22 protein-coding genes are annotated in these 17,478 nt (G+C 63.5%); 21 read left to right on the top strand and 1 reads right to left on the bottom strand.

What is annotated here, in order from left to right:
• The first annotated feature begins 173 nt into the window (after window positions 1-173).
• From SKZ59_RS22755 to SKZ59_RS22675, 17 genes are all read left to right on the top strand, one after another.
• Window positions 174-512 carry a flagellar hook-basal body complex protein FliE gene (locus SKZ59_RS22755; protein WP_034757853.1) on the top strand — a complete coding sequence of 113 codons (339 nt, stop codon included), beginning with the start codon at window positions 174-176 and terminating at the stop codon, window positions 510-512.
• Between the two features lie 60 nt (window positions 513-572).
• Complete coding sequence (gene fliF, locus SKZ59_RS22750) at window positions 573-2,306, top strand: flagellar basal-body MS-ring/collar protein FliF (protein ID WP_319993024.1); 1,734 nt, start codon at window positions 573-575, stop codon at window positions 2,304-2,306.
• Window positions 2,284-3,324: a flagellar motor switch protein FliG gene (locus SKZ59_RS22745; protein WP_034757846.1), complete on the top strand. Its 1,041-nt coding sequence runs from the start codon at window positions 2,284-2,286 to the stop codon at window positions 3,322-3,324. The genes fliF and SKZ59_RS22745 overlap by 23 nt, the downstream gene beginning before the upstream one ends.
• Complete coding sequence (gene fliH, locus SKZ59_RS22740) at window positions 3,321-4,010, top strand: flagellar assembly protein FliH (RefSeq protein ID WP_319993023.1); 690 nt, start codon at window positions 3,321-3,323, stop codon at window positions 4,008-4,010. The genes SKZ59_RS22745 and fliH overlap by 4 nt, the downstream gene beginning before the upstream one ends.
• Window positions 4,007-5,317 carry a flagellar protein export ATPase FliI gene (fliI, locus tag SKZ59_RS22735; RefSeq protein ID WP_230518675.1) on the top strand — a complete coding sequence of 437 codons (1,311 nt, stop codon included), beginning with the start codon at window positions 4,007-4,009 and terminating at the stop codon, window positions 5,315-5,317. The genes fliH and fliI overlap by 4 nt, the downstream gene beginning before the upstream one ends.
• A gap of 8 nt (window positions 5,318-5,325) precedes the next feature.
• The gene (locus SKZ59_RS22730) at window positions 5,326-5,763 is read left to right on the top strand and encodes a flagellar export protein FliJ (protein ID WP_051991901.1); all 438 of its coding nucleotides are present in this window, start codon (window positions 5,326-5,328) and stop codon (window positions 5,761-5,763) included.
• Window positions 5,764-5,851: 88 nt separating this feature from the next.
• Complete coding sequence (fliD, locus tag SKZ59_RS22725; protein ID WP_034757833.1) at window positions 5,852-7,264, top strand: flagellar filament capping protein FliD; 1,413 nt, start codon at window positions 5,852-5,854, stop codon at window positions 7,262-7,264.
• Window positions 7,265-7,315: 51 nt separating this feature from the next.
• Window positions 7,316-7,705 carry a flagellar export chaperone FliS gene (gene fliS / locus SKZ59_RS22720; RefSeq protein ID WP_034757830.1) on the top strand — a complete coding sequence of 130 codons (390 nt, stop codon included), beginning with the start codon at window positions 7,316-7,318 and terminating at the stop codon, window positions 7,703-7,705.
• Between the two features lie 67 nt (window positions 7,706-7,772).
• The gene (locus tag SKZ59_RS22715) at window positions 7,773-8,015 is read left to right on the top strand and encodes a hypothetical protein (protein WP_235194329.1); all 243 of its coding nucleotides are present in this window, start codon (window positions 7,773-7,775) and stop codon (window positions 8,013-8,015) included.
• Window positions 8,012-9,175, top strand: a complete 1,164-nt coding sequence (locus SKZ59_RS22710; protein WP_319993022.1) for a flagellar hook-length control protein FliK — start codon at window positions 8,012-8,014, stop codon at window positions 9,173-9,175. The genes SKZ59_RS22715 and SKZ59_RS22710 overlap by 4 nt, the downstream gene beginning before the upstream one ends.
• 11 nt (window positions 9,176-9,186) lie before the next feature.
• Window positions 9,187-9,651 (top strand): flagellar basal body-associated FliL family protein, encoded by a 465-nt coding sequence (locus SKZ59_RS22705; RefSeq protein ID WP_319993021.1) that lies wholly within the window; start codon window positions 9,187-9,189, stop codon window positions 9,649-9,651.
• Window positions 9,652-9,684: 33 nt separating this feature from the next.
• Window positions 9,685-10,428, top strand: a complete 744-nt coding sequence (locus SKZ59_RS22700; protein ID WP_034757822.1) for a FliA/WhiG family RNA polymerase sigma factor — start codon at window positions 9,685-9,687, stop codon at window positions 10,426-10,428.
• Between the two features lie 56 nt (window positions 10,429-10,484).
• Complete coding sequence (gene motA / locus SKZ59_RS22695) at window positions 10,485-11,399, top strand: flagellar motor stator protein MotA (RefSeq protein ID WP_034757817.1); 915 nt, start codon at window positions 10,485-10,487, stop codon at window positions 11,397-11,399.
• Window positions 11,326-12,387, top strand: a complete 1,062-nt coding sequence (locus SKZ59_RS22690) for a flagellar motor protein MotB (protein ID WP_051991897.1) — start codon at window positions 11,326-11,328, stop codon at window positions 12,385-12,387. The genes motA and SKZ59_RS22690 overlap by 74 nt, the downstream gene beginning before the upstream one ends.
• Before the next feature lie 16 nt (window positions 12,388-12,403).
• A complete protein-coding gene (gene flgM, locus SKZ59_RS22685; RefSeq protein WP_034757812.1) occupies window positions 12,404-12,694 on the top strand; it encodes a flagellar biosynthesis anti-sigma factor FlgM in 291 nt (96 codons plus the stop codon).
• A complete protein-coding gene (gene flgN, locus SKZ59_RS22680; protein ID WP_083292696.1) occupies window positions 12,691-13,131 on the top strand; it encodes a flagellar export chaperone FlgN in 441 nt (146 codons plus the stop codon). Before flgM ends, flgN begins: the two co-directional genes overlap by 4 nt.
• Complete coding sequence (locus SKZ59_RS22675) at window positions 13,118-13,870, top strand: glycoside hydrolase family 73 protein (protein ID WP_319993020.1); 753 nt, start codon at window positions 13,118-13,120, stop codon at window positions 13,868-13,870. Before flgN ends, SKZ59_RS22675 begins: the two co-directional genes overlap by 14 nt.
• A 5-nt stretch (window positions 13,871-13,875) precedes the next feature.
• Here SKZ59_RS22675 and flgA read toward each other — a convergent pair whose 3' ends face one another.
• Entirely contained in the window at window positions 13,876-14,496 is a 621-nt protein-coding gene (gene flgA, locus SKZ59_RS22670) for a flagellar basal body P-ring formation chaperone FlgA (protein ID WP_319993146.1), read from the bottom strand.
• A gap of 281 nt (window positions 14,497-14,777) precedes the next feature.
• Here flgA and flgB point away from each other — a divergent pair, with 281 nt between their 5' ends.
• Genes flgB through SKZ59_RS22650 form a run of 4 tightly spaced genes read left to right on the top strand, consistent with a single transcriptional unit; the run spans window position 14,778 to window position 17,459 of the window.
• Window positions 14,778-15,140, top strand: a complete 363-nt coding sequence (gene flgB, locus SKZ59_RS22665; protein ID WP_034758109.1) for a flagellar basal body rod protein FlgB — start codon at window positions 14,778-14,780, stop codon at window positions 15,138-15,140.
• An 8-nt stretch (window positions 15,141-15,148) separates the two neighbouring features.
• Entirely contained in the window at window positions 15,149-15,565 is a 417-nt protein-coding gene (gene flgC / locus SKZ59_RS22660) for a flagellar basal body rod protein FlgC (protein WP_034757795.1), read from the top strand.
• Between the two features lie 3 nt (window positions 15,566-15,568).
• The gene (locus SKZ59_RS22655) at window positions 15,569-16,222 is read left to right on the top strand and encodes a flagellar hook capping FlgD N-terminal domain-containing protein (RefSeq protein ID WP_034757790.1); all 654 of its coding nucleotides are present in this window, start codon (window positions 15,569-15,571) and stop codon (window positions 16,220-16,222) included.
• 58 nt (window positions 16,223-16,280) lie between these two features.
• Window positions 16,281-17,459, top strand: coding sequence for a flagellar hook protein FlgE (locus tag SKZ59_RS22650; RefSeq protein ID WP_034757786.1), 1,179 nt, complete (start codon window positions 16,281-16,283; stop codon window positions 17,457-17,459).
• Window positions 17,460-17,478: the final 19 nt, after the last annotated feature.

Raw genomic sequence — 17,478 nt, 5'->3', positions numbered from 1 at the left:
AGGTCTGCCGGGTTTGTTTGAATCTGCTGAGCGGATGGTGTGGCAACTGATAAAACTGATGGGCCCAATTGAAATCGGGCCGGGCAAGATGGCATTCAATGTAATGCCTGCCGGAATGGCAAACCAGTAATTTCTGATTGATACGTCACCGCATATTGAAAGTAGAGGGCAAGATGAGCAACGAACTCGCAGGTCTGATCAAGGCCGATCTGGCAGCACTGAGCAATGACGCGCGCGCCCTGGGCGCCAGCATCGCTCCCGCCGCCCAGTTCGGCGCACCGGAACAATCCGGCTTCTCGTTTGCGCAAAGCATGAAAGACGCCATCGGCAAGGTCAACGGCGACGACCGCCTGGCCGCGCAGAAAATGAGCGACGTCGACAGCGGCAAGAGCGACGACATGGTCGGCGCCATGCTGGCCAGCCAGGAAGCGAGCCTGTCCTTCTCCATGTTGATGCAAGTGCGCAACAAGGTCATGGGCGCTGTCGACGAACTCATCAAACTGCCTCTGTAATCTTCACGTCCTGATCCACGCCCAGCCTCCCAGCGAAAGTTACCCCAAGTGATTACCACCATGAAGTCCGCATTTGCGCGCTGGCGCCCTGGCGCCCAGCCCGCCATCCCGCCCGCCCTGCTGAAAAACCTGGTTCCCATCGTCGTGCTGGCCATCGGCATCACCACCATGGTGACCATGTACGCGTGGCGCGACCAGGCCAACTACAAGCCGGTGTTTGGCGCGCGCGAAAAAGTGGCCGTGACGGACATGATGGCCACCCTGGACGCCGAGCACATCCCCTACCGCCTGCATCCGGACAGCGGCCAGGTGCTGGTGCCCGACGCCATGCTGGGCAAGGTGCGCATGCTGCTCGCCTCGAAAGGCGTGACGGCGCAGCTGCCGGCCGGCCTGGAGCTGATGGACAAGAATGACCCGCTGGGCGTGTCGCAGTTCGTGCAGGACGTGCGCTTCCGCCGCGGCCTGGAAGGCGAGCTGGCGCAAAGCATCATGACGATGGACGCGATCGCTTCGGCGCGCGTCCATCTGTCGATTGCCAAGTCGACGTCGTTCGTCGCCAGCGATGGCGACAAATCGTCGGCCTCCGTCGTCGTGGCGCTGAAACCGGGCCGCACCCTGGCGCCGGAACAGATCGCCGCCGTCATCAACATGGTGGCCGGCAGCGTCGCCAGCCTGGCGCCTACGCGCGTGAGCCTGGTCGACCAGGGCGGCAACCTGCTGTCCTCGCACGTCGACCTGACGGACGGCTTCGACGCTTCGGCCGCCGGCAATGAAGGCGCGAAACGCTTCCAGGATGAGATCCGCCGCAACGTCACGGGCTTGCTGGGTCCCGTCATCGGCGAAGACAACTTCAAGCTCAGCGTGACGGCCGCCGTGAACAACGACCGCGTCGATGAAACGCTGGAAAAATACGGCGAAGCCCCGAAAGTGACGAGCGAGGCGATGCGCGAAGAGCAGGAACGCAACCGCACCGTGGCCGGCATTCCCGGCAGCCTGTCGAACCGTCCGCCAGCGGCCGCCGTGCCGGCACCGGCCGACGCCGCCGGCGCCGCACCGGCCGATGGCGCACCGAAGCCGTCCGACGATGGCACGGCCCGCAAGAACGCCACCACGCGCCAGTACGCGTATGACCGCAGCATCACGCAGATCAAGCGCAGCCGTGGCCGCCTGGAAAAACTCAGCGTCGCCGTCGTCCTCAACAGCGCCGCCGCACCGAATCCGAAAACAGGCTGGACCCCTGCAGAACTGGGCAATATCGAAAAAATGCTGACCAGCGGCCTGGGCATCAACGCCCAGCGCGGCGACAGCCTGAGCCTGACGGCGCTGGCCTTCCCTGCCAAGCCACCTGTCGCGCAATGGTGGGAAGAGCGCGACACCGTCGTCGATTTCAGCAGCTGGCTGCTGTACGCGCTGGGCGCCGTGCTCGGCTACTTCCTGATCTTGCGTCCGCTGCTGCGCCTGCTGACCTCGCGCCTGGCGCCGCCGCCACTGAAACAGCTCGATCCAGCCCTGGCGCTGGGCGGCAGCCCCGCCGCCGCCAGTGCCAATGGCGCAGCCGTTGCCGCCGCGCCGGCCCTGGGCGTGAACGGCAACCCGCTGGCGCTCGAAGGCGAGGCCGGCGCCGGCAACATGCCGGTCGTGCCGCTGCTGGAAAACTATGACTTGCCGCCGCCAGGCTCGGCGGTCGACGTGATGGTCGACCACCTGAAAGTGCTGGCGGAAAAAGAACCCGAGCGTGTCGCCGAAGTCGTCAAACAATGGATGCAGAAAAATGGCCGAACTCAACAACAGTAATCCCTCCGACGGCGCCGAATACGAAAGCGCCAGTCTGACCCCCGTGGAACAGGCCGCCATCGTGCTGCTGAGCATCGGCGAAGAACAGGCCGCCAACGTGCTGCGCTGCCTGTCGCGTGAAGAATTGCTGGAAGTCACGCAAGTGATGTCGCGCATGAGCGGCATCAAGGTCGAATCCGTGAAAACGGCCATGCAGACCTTCTTCGACGACTACCGCCAGCAAAGCGGCGTGCATGGCGCCTCGCGCAGCTACCTGAAGCGCTCGCTGGACATGGCGCTGGGCAGCGATATCGCGAATAGCGTGCTGAACAATATTTATGGCGATGCGATCCGCCCCAAAATGGCGCGCCTGCAGTGGGCCTCGCCGAAATGGCTGGCCGAATACATCGTCAACGAGCACGTGCAGATGCAAGCCGTGTTCCTGGCCTTTTTGCCACCCGCGCTGGCCGGCCAGATTCTCGACGCACTGCCCGTCGAAGGCCGCGACCTGGTCTTGTTGAACCTGGCGCGCCTGGACGAGATCGACCGCGACCTGCTGGTCGAGCTCGACGAACTGGTGGGCCGCTGCCTGGGCACGCTCGACACGCAAAGCACCAGCGTGGAAGGCATCCGCCAGGCGGCCGAGATCCTCAACCGCATGCCGGGCAACCGCGCCGCGCTGGTCGAACTGCTGCGCGCGCACGACCCGGACGTCGTCTCGGAAATCGAACTGAGCATGTACGACTTCCTGATCCTGGCCACGCAGAGCGATGTCACGCTCACGCGCATCCTGGAAGACGTGCCGATGGAACAATGGGCGATCGCCCTCAAGGGCGCGGAACCGTCGATCCGCGACGCCGTGCTGAAAACCATGCCGCGCCGCCAGGCACAGAGCTTCGAAGACATGATGCGCCGTTCCGGCCCCGTGCCGCTGTCGCGTATCGAACAGACGCGCCAGGAAATCATGGCCACCGTCAAGGGCCTCGCCGATGCGGGCGAGATCGAAGTGCAACTGTTTGCTGAAGCGGTGATCGAATGAAACACTTCCGCTCGTATCGTTTCCCGCCGCTGTCGCAATTCATCGCCGCCGGCCAGCGTGCCTCCAACGAGGACACGGATGGCCAGTGGCAGGCGTCCGTCTCGGAAGGTTTCGAGCAGGGCCAGCGCGACGGCTACGAAGTGGGCCTGATGCAAGGCCAGCAAGACGGCTACGACACCGGACGCAACGATGGCATGGCGCAGGGCCGCGAAGAAGGCCGCAATGAAACCCTGGTGGCGCTGGACCGCCTGGCCCGCCCCGTCGACGCCATCTTGCGCGACCTGAAAAAAGTACGCGCCGATTACCGCGAAGCGCAGCGCAAGGAAGTGGTCGACCTGGTGGCCAAGGTGGCGCGCCAGGTGATCCGCGCGGAACTGGCGCTGCAGCCGGTGCAATTGCTGGCCCTGGTCGACGAGACCCTGGCCTCGATGCCGCCCACGCGCGAGGAAATCGACGTCTTCCTCAATCCGGAAGAATTGAAACGCATCAGCGAACTCGATCCGAAGCGCGCCAAGCGCTGGAACCTGATCGCCGACGCGCGCCTCGACGCAGGCGAATGCCGCATCAAGGCGGGCGACAATGAAGTCGACGCGGGCTGCCATCAGCGCCTGTCGGCCTGCATGGAGCAGGTCAGCAGCCACCTGGCGCTGGCCGCCGAACACGCGGATCAAGGCGCGCCTGCATGATCGCCGACACGCTGCGCAGCTTCGAGATCGGCGATATCCCGGTCGCGACACCGACCGGCCGCCTGGTCGGCGCTTCCGGCCTGCTGCTGGAAAGCGCCGGCTGCCGTCTGCACACGGGCCAGCGTTGTCAAATTGAAACTGTGAACGGCGAGTGGCTCGACGCGCAAGTCGTCGGTTTCCGCGAAAAACTGTCTTACCTGATGCCGTTCAAGAAGGCGACGGGACTGACCACGGGCGCCAGGGTCCTACCCCTGCCCGACAAGGCCAGCCTGCAGATCGGCCCGTCGTGGCTGGGCCGCATGGTCAATGGCCTCGGCGAGCCGATCGACGACCTGGGCCGCCTCGGCGGCGAACACATCCTGGAAGTAACGCCACCGAAGGTCAATCCCCTGAAGAAACAACCGGTGGTCGAACCGCTCGACGTGGGCGTGCGGGCCATCAACAGCATGCTGACCCTGGGCAAGGGCCAGCGCGTGGGCCTGATGGCCGGTTCCGGCGTGGGCAAGAGCGTGCTGCTCGGCCTGATCACGCGCCAGACGGTGGCCGATGTCGTCGTCGTCGGCCTGATCGGCGAGCGGGGCCGCGAAGTGCGCGAATTCGTGGAAAAGTCGCTGGGCGCCGAAGGTCTCAAGAAGGCCGTGCTGGTGATCGCGCCGGCCGATGAATCGCCGCTGATGCGCATCATGGCAACCGAACTGTGCCACTCGATCGCCGCCCATTACCGCGACCAGGGCAAGCACGTGCTGCTGCTGGTCGATTCGCTGACGCGCTATGCGATGGCCTTGCGCGAAGTGGCGCTGGCCTTGGGCGAGCCGCCGGCCACGCGCGGCTATCCGCCGTCCGTCTTCTCGAACTTGCCGCAACTGGTGGAAAGCGCCGGCAATGGCGCCCACCCGGAAGGCAGCATGAGCGCCATCTACACGGTGCTGGCCGAAGGCGACGACCAGCAGGACCCGGTGGTCGACACGGCGCGCGCGATTCTCGACGGCCACATCGTGCTCACGCGCGAACTGGCCGAGCGGGGCCACTACCCCGCCATCGACATCGCCGCCTCGATCAGCCGCTGCATGGCGCAGGTGATCACGCCCACCCACATGCAGGCGTCGCGCGCGCTGAAAGCGTCGATGGCGCGCCATGCGCGCGTGCGCGATCTGATCCCGCTGGGCGCCTACGTGCCCGGCGCCGACCCGATCACCGACCGCGCCGTGCAGCTGCACGCGCCTATCGAAGCGTTCCTGTGCCAGGGCACCAAGGAAGAAGCGCCGATGGCGCCGTGCATCGAACAACTTGAACAGATCATGGGCTAGGAGCATACGTGAGCAACGCGCATACCATCCGCAACCTGACCACCCTGGTCGGCCTGCGCAGCACCGAAGTGGAACGCCTGCAAAGCGAAATGGCGGCGCAGACGGCCGTGCGCGAGCGCTACCAGAAAAACCTGGAGCGCCTGACGGGCCTGTACACGGATAGCGGCCCCAGCGGCGCCCTGCCCCTGGCCCTGTCCGTCAATTGCGGCAACTTCAAGCAAGCCGTCATGCAGATGGCCGACCAGCATCGTACCGACTTGCATTTGCACGAAGCCAACATGGCCGTTTCGCAACGCGCGCTGAATACGGCGTGGGCCAAGCGCGAGGTACTGGACCAGGTGCTGACACAAAAACAAAAGCATGTTGCAAACGAGCAACAACGTGTCGATGCCAAGCGACAAGACGAACTGGCGACGCAATTCTGGTTCCGCGGACAGGTAAAATGAGTTTGTGTAAGTTTCTTTCAGGAAAACTTCACGAAACGGGAATGGGGGTCGCCTTGTACCGGTATATCCCTTTATTCAGGAGTCTGGCATGGCAAACGTAATTACTGCACCGCAATACGATCCGATCGTCACCGCAAAAAATCTGGCGACCAAGTCGGTAGCGGCGCAACAGGCCGCCCTGGCTGCGCAGACCGCGCTGGCCAGCAATACCTCCAGCGCGCTGGGTAACCTGAAATCGGCCATCTCGGCATTCCAGCTGGCGATGTCGTCCATGACGTCCAGCAAATCCGTGCTGAGCCAGTCCGCCACCTTCAGCAATACCGCGTATGGCACGGGCACGGCCGGCATCAAGGCGGCGCCGGGCAGCTACGCATTCTTTGTGGAACAACTGGCCACGGCCGGCCAGACTTCGTATGGCGGCTTGAGCAACACCATGCCTGCCAACGGCGGCGCCATGACCATCCGCATCGGCGACCCGCTGGCCGCCGTGACCGCCGACAACGCCTTCGACATCGACCTGGCCGCCGCCAACAAGGATGGCGACGCCTATTTGACGCCGCAGGAAATAGCCGCCGCCATCAATGGCAACAGCAAGAATAATGCGCGCGTCACCGCTTCCGTCATCAATATCGGTAACCAGGCGCAACTGGTGCTGACGTCGACGCTCACCGGCGCCGCGAATGCCGTCTCGATCGACACCAGCAGCGTGACGGATTCGGGGCTGCAGACAGCGCTGCAGAGCGACAAGAAAACCCTCGTCGAGCCCAAGGATGCCATCGTCTGGCTGGGCGCCCAGGGCACCGGCACCAAAATCACCCAGGCATCGAATACCTTCACCAACGTGCCCGACGTGAAAATGACGTTCACCAAGGCCATGAGCGCTGGCGAGAGCCCGGTCACCGTGACCGTCGGCACCGATAGCACGGGCACCATCGCCAATGTGCAAGCCTTCGTCGACGCCTACAACAAGCTGAAAAGCGTGATGGATGGCCTGGCCAGTCCCGGCAATCCGGAAAAGAACATCGCCGCCGGCCTCTTTGCCCACGACTCCGGCCTGAACGCCCTGCGCTCGAGCATGGGCGATGCCCTGCGCCTGAGCGTCGATGGCGTATCGCTGGTGGCGTATGGCATTACCGCCCAGCGCGACGGCACGATCAGCCTCAATACCGCCAAGCTGACGGCCAAGCTGGCGGACAATCCTGGCGGCCTGGACAAACTGTTCGGCAATAACAGCCTGTCGGCGCCAGCCGGCGTGCTCGGCGGTCTGGACAAGGTGCTGGGACAGTGGAGCAATGTCACCAAAGGCCAGATCACCCAACGCATGGCAGCGACGGACAAGTTGCAGAAAAGCCTGGCCCAGAGCAGCGAGCGCCTGACCAATCAGTACAACACGGCGTACAACCGCTTCCTGGACCAGTTTTCCCGCCTGCAGGTATTGCAAGAGCAAATGACGCGCAATTCCGACATGTTCGATGCCATGTTCGGCAACGACAAATCCTAAGGCGAGCGTGCCTGCAGCACCGCGCCACGTTAACATAGCGAGAAGATAACAATGTTGAACAATGAAGCTTACGGCAGCTACCACGCCGTCAACCTGGATTCCCAGACCGCCCGCGCCACACCGGTCGAGCTGGTACTGGTGCTGACGGACGGCCTGCTGGAAGAACTGGCGCGCGCGCGCGGGCACATCGTGGGCAAGCGCTACGAGCAAAAGGCCATCAGCCTGGACAAGTGCACGCAAATCATCAACGGTTTGTCGAGCTCGCTCGATTTCGACAATGGCGGCGAAGTGGTCGTCAACCTGGCGCGCCTGTACGACTATTGCGTGGCGCGCCTGTACACGGCCGGCATCAAGCTGGACCCTACCCTGATCGACGAAGTGACGACCTTGATGACGACCATCAAGCGCGGCTGGGTGGGCGTCCAGGCCAACAATGCCTAGGCGCGCGGCGCTGCAGCAGCTGAGCCGGCAATTGAGCGCGGCAGTCGCTCAGCCGGACTGGGATGCGATGGAAAAACTCTCGGCCAGCCTGGCGAAAAACATCCCGCTGCTGGCCGAACGTGGCGCATGGAATGCGCTGGAACAAACAGAATTGTTGCATTTGCGCAAAATTCACGCGCAAGCGGTTAAAATTTGCTCTGAGGAAAAAGAACGCCTGGGTCAACACCTGGGTGCATTACAGGCAAATAAGGAAGGTTGGGTCGCCTACGCCGCGCTCGGCGAATACGACTCGGACGGGAATCAAGCATGATCATGAACTTCAACAAGGCACCGGCCGCTCCGGCACCGGCGGCCCCTGCGGCATCCGCACCAGCACCGGCGCCAGCGCCGTCACAAGCCGCTGCCTTGCTTGGCACGCCAGGCTATGCCGCCAATGGCGCCGCCCCTTCCGCCCTGCCCCTGTTTGCGCAGGTGCTCGATGTGACGGGCGGGGAGACGGCCGACGCCGGCACGCCCGCGCCCGCCAAGGACGGCGATAGCGATAGCCAGACCGACAGCAGCCTGCCAGCCATGGCCGCCCCCGTCATCGGCTTGCCGGTGAGCATGCTGCCGCCGGCGGACGCCGCCGCGGCCGAAGCACGCGCCTACGCGCAGGCGCAAGTACAGACTCAAGCACAGGCACAAGTGCAGGCAAATGTGGCGCAAGCCAACCCTGCGCTCAACATCAGCTTGCATCCGGCGGCGATCACCTTGAACGCGCCGGCAACGGCGCCAGCGCCAGGCCGCGACACGCGCGAGCCGCTGGCCGCCGCCAATCCGGCGGCGCCCGCCAAAGGCAGCGCGCCGGCACAGCCGTTCGAATCGCTGCTGCAGCAAAGCGCTCCGGCCACGGCCGTCGCCGCCCCTGCCGTTGCCGCGCGCGAAGGCGAACGTGGCGCCGCGAACGTGGCGCCAGCCACGCCCAACCTGGGCCTGGCGGGCGCGGTCGGCAATACGGCCACGGCGGCCGCGGCCGGCGACACCATCAAGCTCAACGGCCCAGCCCAGCAATGGCAGGAACCGCTGCGCGAAGCGCTGGGCGAACGCCTGCAGACGCAGATCGGCCGCAACAGCGAACACGCGACGATCCGCCTCGACCCGCCCATGCTGGGACGCATTGAAATTTCCATCCGCCACACGGCCGGCGCGCTGCAGGTGAACGTCACGGCATCGAACTCGGAAGTGTTGCGCCAATTGCAAGGCATCGGCGAAAACATGCGCAGCGACCTGGCGCAGCGCCAGTACACCGACGTGGCCGTCAATATCAGCGCGACCCCGCGCAGCCCCGCCGCCCAGGCGTTTGCCGAGGGCGATGCGCGCGGCCAGCGTCAACCGGGCCGCCAGCACGATGATGCCGAGCCGGGCCGCGCCCTGTCCGACGGCAGCACTGCCGCCACCACTTACGCCATGCACGAGCGAGAGAGCGCCTGATGAATATGAAAATGAAACTGATAGCCGGCTTTGTCGGCGTGGCCGTGCTGGCCGCTGGCGCGGCTGGCGGCGCCATGTGGTATCTGGCCAAGCCGGTCGCCGGCCATGCCGATGCCGCCGAAACGAAAGCCCCGCCACCGCCGGCCACGGGCAAGAAGGCGCGCAAGTTCCTCACGCTCGACAAAGTCATCGTGATGCTGCGCCGCGGCCCCGGCGACGGCGAAACGCATTATCTGTCGGCCGACCTGGTGATCGCCACCACCGAGGAAAAGGAAAAACTGACGAAGGACCATTTGCCGCTGATGCGTTCGATCGCCGTCAGCACCCTGTCGAGCTTTCCGCTGGACAAGGCGCAGACCATGACCGTGGAACAATATGCCGAGCAGATCAACAAGGCCTTCAACGTCAGCTACGAGCGCGAACAGATGGAAAAACCGTTCACCGAAGTCATGGTCGGCAAGCTGATCATTGAATAAGCCAACACGCCAGCCGACCTAGTGGGAGATCCCTTGGCCTATGTAGAGCAATACCAGGAAGCGTACGGCGCCGGCGAATATGCCGCCGCCAGCGCTTGCGCGGCCGTGCTCAGCGTTGCTGAAGAGCAACAACATCTGGTGGCATACTCCCCTCTGGTCAAACGCATCGTGCGCCAGCTCAATTCGCAGGTGTCGGGCGCCATCGACCGCGACGACATGGAACAGATCGGCCTGATGGGCTTGCTCGAAGCCTTGCGCCGCTACGGCGTGCCGGACCAGTCTTTCGGCAGCTATGCCAGCCTGCGCATCCGTGGCGCCATCCTCGACGAACTGCGGCGCCAGGACTGGCGTCCGCGCGCCGTGCGCCAGGAAAGCCACCGCCTGCGCGACAGCGTGCGCGCCCTGACCCGCCGCCTGGGGCGCGAGCCGCTGGAAGCGGAAATCATGGCCGCCCTGAAGCTGACGCCGGAAGCCTTCCAGGAATATCAATTGGCGGAAAACGCCGAGCTGATCGCCAGTTTCGACGAGGTGCTGCAGGAAAGCCTGGGACAGGCCGACAGCGCACCAAGCCCGGAAGAACAATTGATGGTGCGGCGCAGCCTGGAGCAGGCCTTGCGTGCGCTCGACGAACGCGAGCAGCGCGTGATCCAGATGTATTACGAATTCGAACTGAGCTACAAAGAAATAGCCGCCGTACTGGACCTGAGCGACGCCCGCGTCTGCCAGCTCAACAAGACGGCGCTGGGCAAGATGAAAGCCATGCTGCAAGACGCATAAGTTTCAGCACTATCCATCAAATTGACGCAGCACAATGACGCAGAAAGGCAGTTGACATGGTAATTATCGGTATCTTAATCGTGATGGGGTGTGTATTCGGAGGCTTCGCCCTGATGGGCGGCACCGTCCACGCGATCTGGCAACCGGTCGAGTTGATCATCATCATCGGCGCCGCCGTCGGCGCCCTGGTGCTGGGCAACCCGAAGCATGTACTCGGTGAAATGCTGCACCAGATGCGCAAGATCGTCACGCACAAGAAGCAAGGCTCGGAATTCCAGCGCCAGTTGCTGCTGCTGATGTATGAACTGCTGCAAACGGCCGCCGGCGGCCTGAAGGCGCTCGACGCCCACGTCGAGGCACCGCGCGAAAGCGCCCTGTTCCAGCGCTACCCGCTGGTGCTGGAAGAGCCGAAGCTGCTGGCCTTCATCGTCGACAACTTCCGTTTGATGGCGATGGGCAAGATCAACGCGCATGAACTCGAAGGCGTGCTGGAGCAGGAACTCGAAGCCATCCACGATGAATTGCTGCAACCGTCGAAGTCCTTGCACAAGATCGCCGAAGCGATGCCTGGTTTCGGTATTCTGGCCGCGGTTCTCGGTATCGTGATGGCCATGAATTCCGTGGCCGATGGCGCCGATGCGGCGGAAATTTCCGAAAAAGTGGGCGCCGCCATGGTCGGTACCTTCATCGGTATTTTCTTCTGCTACGGCGTGCTCGATCCGATGTGCAACATGATGAAGCAGCTGGTGGGCGAGGAAGGCTCGACCATGGAATGCGTGAAGGTCGTGCTGGTCACGCACGTGGCGGGCAAGCCCCCCCTGCTGGCCATCGATGCGGGCCGCCGCCTGGTGCAGCTGAACATCAAGCCGAGCTTCGCCCAGCTGGAAAGCTGGATCAATGCGCTGGAAGATGGCGGCGCCGAACAAGAGCAAGGCCAAGGCCGGGGAGGCCGCCGTGCTAAAGCCGCATGAGAAACATGAACAGGCCATCATCAAGCGTGCGGGACGCAAGCACGACGACGATGGCCATGGCGGCGCCTGGAAAGTAGCGTTCGCCGACTTTTGCCTGGCCCTGCTGTCGCTGTTCCTCGTGCTGTGGCTGATGGCCGCGCGCGAGCAGCAGGCGATGAAGGAAATCATGATGGATGCGTCGGCCAGCAGCCGCCAGGGCGAAGGCCAGGGCGTCATGCCGGAACAGAGCGGCGGTCCGCGCGGCAGCCTGATCGAGCGCTTCCCCATGCCCCGCAAGGGTTCGGGCGACACGCGCACGGAAGGCAAGCAGATGCAGGACGGCAAGGCCGGCGCCGCGCCGCAAAACCAGACCAAGGTCAGCTACCAGTCGCCGGAAGACTTGCTGTCGCTGTCGCGCGCGCTCGACAAGCTCAGCGACGAAGCGGGACTGAAGAGCAACCTGCAATCGGTAATCACGCCGTACGGCTTGCGCGTCATGCTGCACGATACGGACAAGCAAGGCATGTTCGTGCGCGGCAGCGCCGTGCCGACCGACCGCTTCCGCAAGCTGCTGCGCCAGATGGGCCCCGTGTTTGCGCAAATGGAAAACCAGATGCTGATCGTCGGCCACACGGACTCGATGCAATACGCCAATACGGGCTATGAAGGCTTTTCGAACTGGACCCTGTCGGCCAACCGCGCCATGTCGGCACGCGCGCAATTGTTGATCGGCAGCATGAGTCCGGACAGCGTGCTGCAAGTGGTGGGCATGGCCGACCGCGCGCCGCTGGACGTGAAAAATGCCAGCGCCGGCATCAACCGCCGCATCGAACTGTTAATATTGACGCGTGGCCAGGCAGACAGCATCGCCGCCATGTTCGGCATGGCAGGACAAAAGCCGCAAGGCGACGAATTGCAGGTGGGTGAACCGGACTCCGGTACCCTGCAGCGGCTGCGCGAAAAACTGGGCCTGCCCGCAAAGAAAGATCGGGACGAGCATGCAAATTAAGGGCAAGGGACAACGTATGAAAATCTCCTCCGGCAATACCGGTGCTGCCGTGCGCAGCAGCGCCGTCGCGCCTGCCGAGGCGATCGCCGAGAACGCGGGCGCCGCTGGCGCCATGGGTGGCTCGTCGGCCGGCGCGGAACTGCAATCGGCCGTGCTGCAACCGGCCATGGCCGCCCTGCGTGCCATGCCCGAGATCGACCATGAAAGAGTGGCCATGCTGCGCGATGCGCTGGCCAAGGGTGAATTGCCGTTCGATCCATCGAAACTGGCAGGCTTGATCCAGCGTTTCCACGGCGGTGAATCGTGACCGCGCCGCGCAAGGGCATCACGCGCCAGGAAGCCGTGCGCCGCGTGCTGCTAGGCATGACGGAGGACCGCGCCGGCTATGCGGCACTGCAAACCTTATTGGAAGAGCAATTCCAGGCCACCTTGCACCACCAGAGCGCCCGGCTGACGGCGCTGGCCGACCAGGTCATCGCCGCTGTCGAACCGCTCGATGCGCGCCGCCGCCAGCGGGTCAGCCTCGTCACTGCCCTGCTGGGCCCGCAAGGCGATATGGCGCAATTGTTTGCACTGTTGCAACAAGACGCGCGTACGACCGCCCAGCGCGACTGGGCCGCGCTCGAGCAGATGGTGCTCGAATGCAAACGCCTGAATGCCCGCAACAGCGATTTATTAACAGAGCAGTACAGCATCATGCAGCGCGTGCTGCATGGCGAGGAAGATACGTATGCGCCAGGCTGATTTCCTGACCACCCGCGCCACGACGGCGACGCCATCGACGGCGGCGACAATGGCCGTGCAGAGCAATATGCACGCTACCCCTGCCACGGTGGCCACTGGCAGTTTTGGCAGCGTGTTCAAGCAGGTGCAGGGCGAAGTGACCCGCTTCATCGAACAGGGCGGCGGCAACGCCACCAGCCTGAGCCCGCAAGGACGCGCCTACCTGGAGCAAAGCCAGCCCGTCAATGTGCTGGGCAGCATCAACCAGGGCGGCGAGATCGGCGAGACACAGCAGCAATTCCTCGCCTCGATCAAGCCATGGACGCAAGAAACGGGCGCGCGCCTGGGCGTGGCGCCGGAAATCGTCGCCGCCCACGCGGCGCTGGAATCGGGCTGGGGCCAGCGTCCGCTGCGCCAGGGCACGGGCGCGGACACGAATAATCTGTTCGGCATCAAGGCCGGCGGCAAATGGCAGGGCGACGTGGCCAGCAATGTCACCACCGAATACGAGGCGGGCAGCGGCACGGCCCTGAAGAAAACCGAGCGTTTCCGCAGCTACCCGGACCAGGCCAGCGCCTTCCGCGACTATGCGCAAGTGTTGCTCGACAACCCGCGCTACCGCGCCGCCCTGAACACGGGTGCCGACGCGGGCGCCTTCGCGCAAGGCCTGGCGCGCGGCGGCTATGCCACCGATCCCAACTACGCCGCCAAGCTGACACAGCTGGCGACACGCCTGCAGCGCACGGCCGCCGCAGACTGATCTCCTCAACGGCCGGCAATATCGGCCGGTTCCACCACGCCCGCATCGACCACCCTGGCACGTATCACCGTGCCGCTGGTGGCGTTACGCACGCGGATCACTTCGCCCAGCGCGCCCGGATCCATCGCTTCGCCTGCCATGCTCACTTCCACCTGCTCCTTGCGCGCCACGATGCTGACCGCACTGCCCCGCTTGATCAGCACGGGCGACGCCAGTTGCCCCTGGCGCAGCACTTCGCCGGCACGCAAGCTGCGCCGGCTCGACAGGCCTATCGCGCCCGGCAAGGCAGAAATACTGTCCGGCACCATCGTCACGTCGCGCCGTGCCAACGTCACGTCGCCCGATTGCAACGGCGTATTGGCCGTGACGGGCACGCTGGTGACGGCCACCTGGGCCGTGATACTGCCACGCGCCAGCATTTCGTAACGCCAACCGTTGCTTCCAGGACACACCGCGACAAAGCGCATGCGCTGCGCCGAGCGGCTATCCGCCATCTCCAGCGCGACGGGCGCCGCGCACGCCGGCACGGGGCGCGTGCTTTTCACGACGGTCACCTGAAACTGCGGTTCCAGCAGTCCCGCCGTGGCCGCCTGCTGCGCCAATTGCTCACGCGCCAACTGTTCCACACGTGAAAATATATTGTCGGCTGGCAATTCTGCGCGACCTGCACTACTATATAGGCTGGCCAGGAAAAAGATGCCTGGAAGCAGTATTTGACGACATTGCGCCTTGTTCCACATCACGGAATAGTTCTCAAAGTAAATCATTGCTAACCTTAATCAAAGATACTGAAGCGGCATGACCTTACCATGCGTCAACATGACCTGGCTGGGATTTTACCTCTGCACCACCTGTTTTCTGGCCCGAACCGCAAAAAGCACGATCGAATTCAACACAAAGGATGACCATGGGGATTAATTTCAAGGATGCGCTGGGTGTGCACGCCGATGCACTCGCACTGCGTGCCGACCGTACGCGCGTGCTGGCGGCCAACATCGCCAATGAAAACACGCCCGGCTTCCAGGCCATGGACATGGATTTCGGCAGCGCCCTGCAGCAGTTGCAGGACAACGAGGCCGGCCTGCTGTCGACCGATGACGATGCCAGCGCCCTGTACCGCGTCCCCTACCACCCCAGCCGCGACGGCAATACCGTCGAAATCGGCGTCGAACAGGCGGCGTTCTCGCAGAATGCCACCGACTTCCAGACCAGCCTCACTTTCGTCAACATGAAACTGAAGGGTCTGTCCAAGGCCATTTCCGGACAATAAGGATCAGCATGAGCTTCCAGGATATTTCCAAGATCGCCGGTTCGGCGATGGCGGCGCAAACCGTGCGCCTCAATACCATCGCCAGCAACCTGGCCAATGCCGATTCCGTTGCCGGTTCCGAAGGCGAAACCTACCGCGCGCGCAAACCCGTGTTTGCGGCCGTGATGGATGGCCCCGGCGCCAGCGGTGCCGGCGGAAGAGTACAGGTGCTCGACGTGGTGCAAAGCGACGAGCCGCTGCGCAAGGTGTACGAACCGGGCCACCCGATGGCCAATGCCGACGGCATGGTGTTCTACCCCAACGTCAACCAGGTAGCCGAAATGACCGACATGATGTCGGCCTCGCGCGCCTTTGAAACCAATGTCGAAGTTCTGGGCCGCATCAAATCGATGCAGCAATCGCTCCTCAAATTAGGTGAAGCATAATCCATGGAAACCAATCTCTTTACAAACAATACCAGCGGCAGCGGCAGCAGCAACAATGCCGTCAAGTCGCAAAGCAATGCCACCCAGGATATGTTCACCAAATTGCTGGTCGCCCAGATCAAGAACCAGGATCCCCTCGCACCGACCGACCCGAGCCAGTTCGTCAATCAATTGACGCAGCAGGCGCAGACGGAAGCGATGCAAAACCTGTCGTCGCTGACCAGCGCCAATGCCAGCGTGTTGCAATCGATGCAAGTACTGGCCCTGGGCGCGCAAGTGGGTTCCGAAGTGATGGTCAACAGTGAAACGGTGCAGCTCGACAAGAGCAAGGTCAGCGGCAGCATCGCGCTGGCCGCCAGCACCACCAAGACCACGGTGACCCTGAAAGGGCTGGACGACAAGGAATACAAGATCGAACTGGGCGCCAAGTCGGCCGGTACGGTGCCGTTCAGCATCGATCCCGTGGCCTTGGGCTTGCCTGCCGGCACCTACAGCATGAAGGTCACCACCAGCGGCGCCGAAAAACCGACGGTCGACATCGCAGGCAAGCTTAACAGCGTGCGCCTGTCGTCCGGCGGCAGCATGATACTGAGCGTGTCGAACCTGGGCGAAGTCAACCCTGGCGCGATCACCGGCTTTAACGGCAAGACGGCCTGATCCGCTCGCCCCTTCGTTTCCTGCACACTAATCTCGTCCTTCACTAAAGGAAATCAACATGAGTTTCGACATCGCCCTGTCCGGTATCCAGTCCATCAACCAACAGTTGAACAGCACCAGTAACAATATCGCCAACGCCGGCACCTACGGCTTCAAGAGCAGCCGCGCCAACTTTTCGGCCATGTACGCCGGTTCGCGCGCCACGGGTACGGAAATCGGCTCGATCACGCAAAGCATGTCGCTCAATGGCGGCGTGCTGAACACGGGCCGCGCGCTCGACGCAGCCATCGACGGCCGCGGCTATTTCGTCGCACGCGATGCGCAAAACACCATGAGCTACAGCCGTGTCGGCATCTTCTCGGCCAGCAATGAAGGCAAGCTGATCGATTCGAACGGCCGCCTGGTCCAAGGCTACGCCGCCGTCAAGGGCAGCACCACCTTGGGCACCATGGGTGACATGATCATTCCGACGGGCCAGATTCCCGCCGTGGCGTCGACCAAGCTGGCGTATGCGGCCAACATGTCGTCCGAATGGACCATCAAGGCTGTGCCCTTCAACAAGACCAACGAACTGAGCTACAACAGCGCCAAGACCTCGATCGTCTACGATTCGCTGGGCGCCAAGCACTCGCTGGGCCAGTACTTCGTCAAGACGACAACGGGCGTGGACGTGCACTACACCTTCGACAACGCCGATGTGACACCGGTGACGAGCATGACCTTCGACACGAACGGCAAGCTGGTGACCGGCACGGCCGCCGCGCCAGCGCTGCCGACGCCGGCTGGCGCCGCGGCACTGGCGATCGCCATCGACTACACGGGCACCACCCAGTACGCCGGCGAAGCGACGACCTCGACCGACCGCGCCGACGGCTATTCCTCGGGCACCTACACGGGCGTGGAACTGGCCGATGACGGCTCCGTCGTGGCGAAATACACGAATGGCCAGAAGCAGAGCATCGGCGTGATCGCCTTGGCCACCTTCCCCGACGAAGGCGCGTTGACGGCCGTCAACGATACCAGCTGGGTCGCCTCGACCACGTCCGGCACCCCCATCTATGACCGTCCGGGCGTCGGCATGGCCGGCAAACTGGTAACGAGCTCGCTGGAACAGTCGAACGTCGACATCACCTCCGAACTGGTGGGCCTGATGACGTCGCAGCGTAACTACCAGGCCAACTCGAAGGTCATCTCGACCGAGAACGCCATGCTGCAATCGCTGATGCAAGCGCTGTAATCCACGATACGCAAAGGTA

This window comes from Janthinobacterium sp. GMG2 (assembly GCF_033949445.1).
GTDB lineage: Bacteria > Pseudomonadota > Gammaproteobacteria > Burkholderiales > Burkholderiaceae_D > Janthinobacterium > Janthinobacterium aestuarii.
This window is presented reverse-complemented; position numbering and strand designations above follow the sequence as displayed.

Excerpts from the sequence above, each read along its gene's own strand:
- flgM (WP_034757812.1), top strand. The coding sequence starts at position 12,404 with ATGAAAATCTCCTCCGGCAATACCGGTGCTGCCGTGCGCAGCAGCGCC.
- SKZ59_RS22710 (WP_319993022.1), top strand. The coding sequence starts at position 8,012 with ATGATCATGAACTTCAACAAGGCACCGGCCGCTCCGGCACCGGCGGCC.
- SKZ59_RS22755 (WP_034757853.1), top strand. The coding sequence starts at position 174 with ATGAGCAACGAACTCGCAGGTCTGATCAAGGCCGATCTGGCAGCACTG.
- fliS (WP_034757830.1), top strand. The coding sequence starts at position 7,316 with ATGTTGAACAATGAAGCTTACGGCAGCTACCACGCCGTCAACCTGGAT.
- SKZ59_RS22675 (WP_319993020.1), top strand. The coding sequence starts at position 13,118 with ATGCGCCAGGCTGATTTCCTGACCACCCGCGCCACGACGGCGACGCCA.
- SKZ59_RS22650 (WP_034757786.1), top strand. The coding sequence starts at position 16,281 with ATGAGTTTCGACATCGCCCTGTCCGGTATCCAGTCCATCAACCAACAG.
- motA (WP_034757817.1), top strand. The coding sequence starts at position 10,485 with ATGGTAATTATCGGTATCTTAATCGTGATGGGGTGTGTATTCGGAGGC.
- SKZ59_RS22705 (WP_319993021.1), top strand. The coding sequence starts at position 9,187 with ATGAAACTGATAGCCGGCTTTGTCGGCGTGGCCGTGCTGGCCGCTGGC.
- fliF (WP_319993024.1), top strand. The coding sequence starts at position 573 with ATGAAGTCCGCATTTGCGCGCTGGCGCCCTGGCGCCCAGCCCGCCATC.
- fliD (WP_034757833.1), top strand. The coding sequence starts at position 5,852 with ATGGCAAACGTAATTACTGCACCGCAATACGATCCGATCGTCACCGCA.
- SKZ59_RS22690 (WP_051991897.1), top strand. The coding sequence starts at position 11,326 with ATGCGCTGGAAGATGGCGGCGCCGAACAAGAGCAAGGCCAAGGCCGGG.
- SKZ59_RS22715 (WP_235194329.1), top strand. The coding sequence starts at position 7,773 with ATGGAAAAACTCTCGGCCAGCCTGGCGAAAAACATCCCGCTGCTGGCC.
- flgB (WP_034758109.1), top strand. The coding sequence starts at position 14,778 with ATGGGGATTAATTTCAAGGATGCGCTGGGTGTGCACGCCGATGCACTC.
- SKZ59_RS22745 (WP_034757846.1), top strand. The coding sequence starts at position 2,284 with ATGGCCGAACTCAACAACAGTAATCCCTCCGACGGCGCCGAATACGAA.
- flgC (WP_034757795.1), top strand. The coding sequence starts at position 15,149 with ATGAGCTTCCAGGATATTTCCAAGATCGCCGGTTCGGCGATGGCGGCG.
- fliH (WP_319993023.1), top strand. The coding sequence starts at position 3,321 with ATGAAACACTTCCGCTCGTATCGTTTCCCGCCGCTGTCGCAATTCATC.
- fliI (WP_230518675.1), top strand. The coding sequence starts at position 4,007 with ATGATCGCCGACACGCTGCGCAGCTTCGAGATCGGCGATATCCCGGTC.
- SKZ59_RS22655 (WP_034757790.1), top strand. The coding sequence starts at position 15,569 with ATGGAAACCAATCTCTTTACAAACAATACCAGCGGCAGCGGCAGCAGC.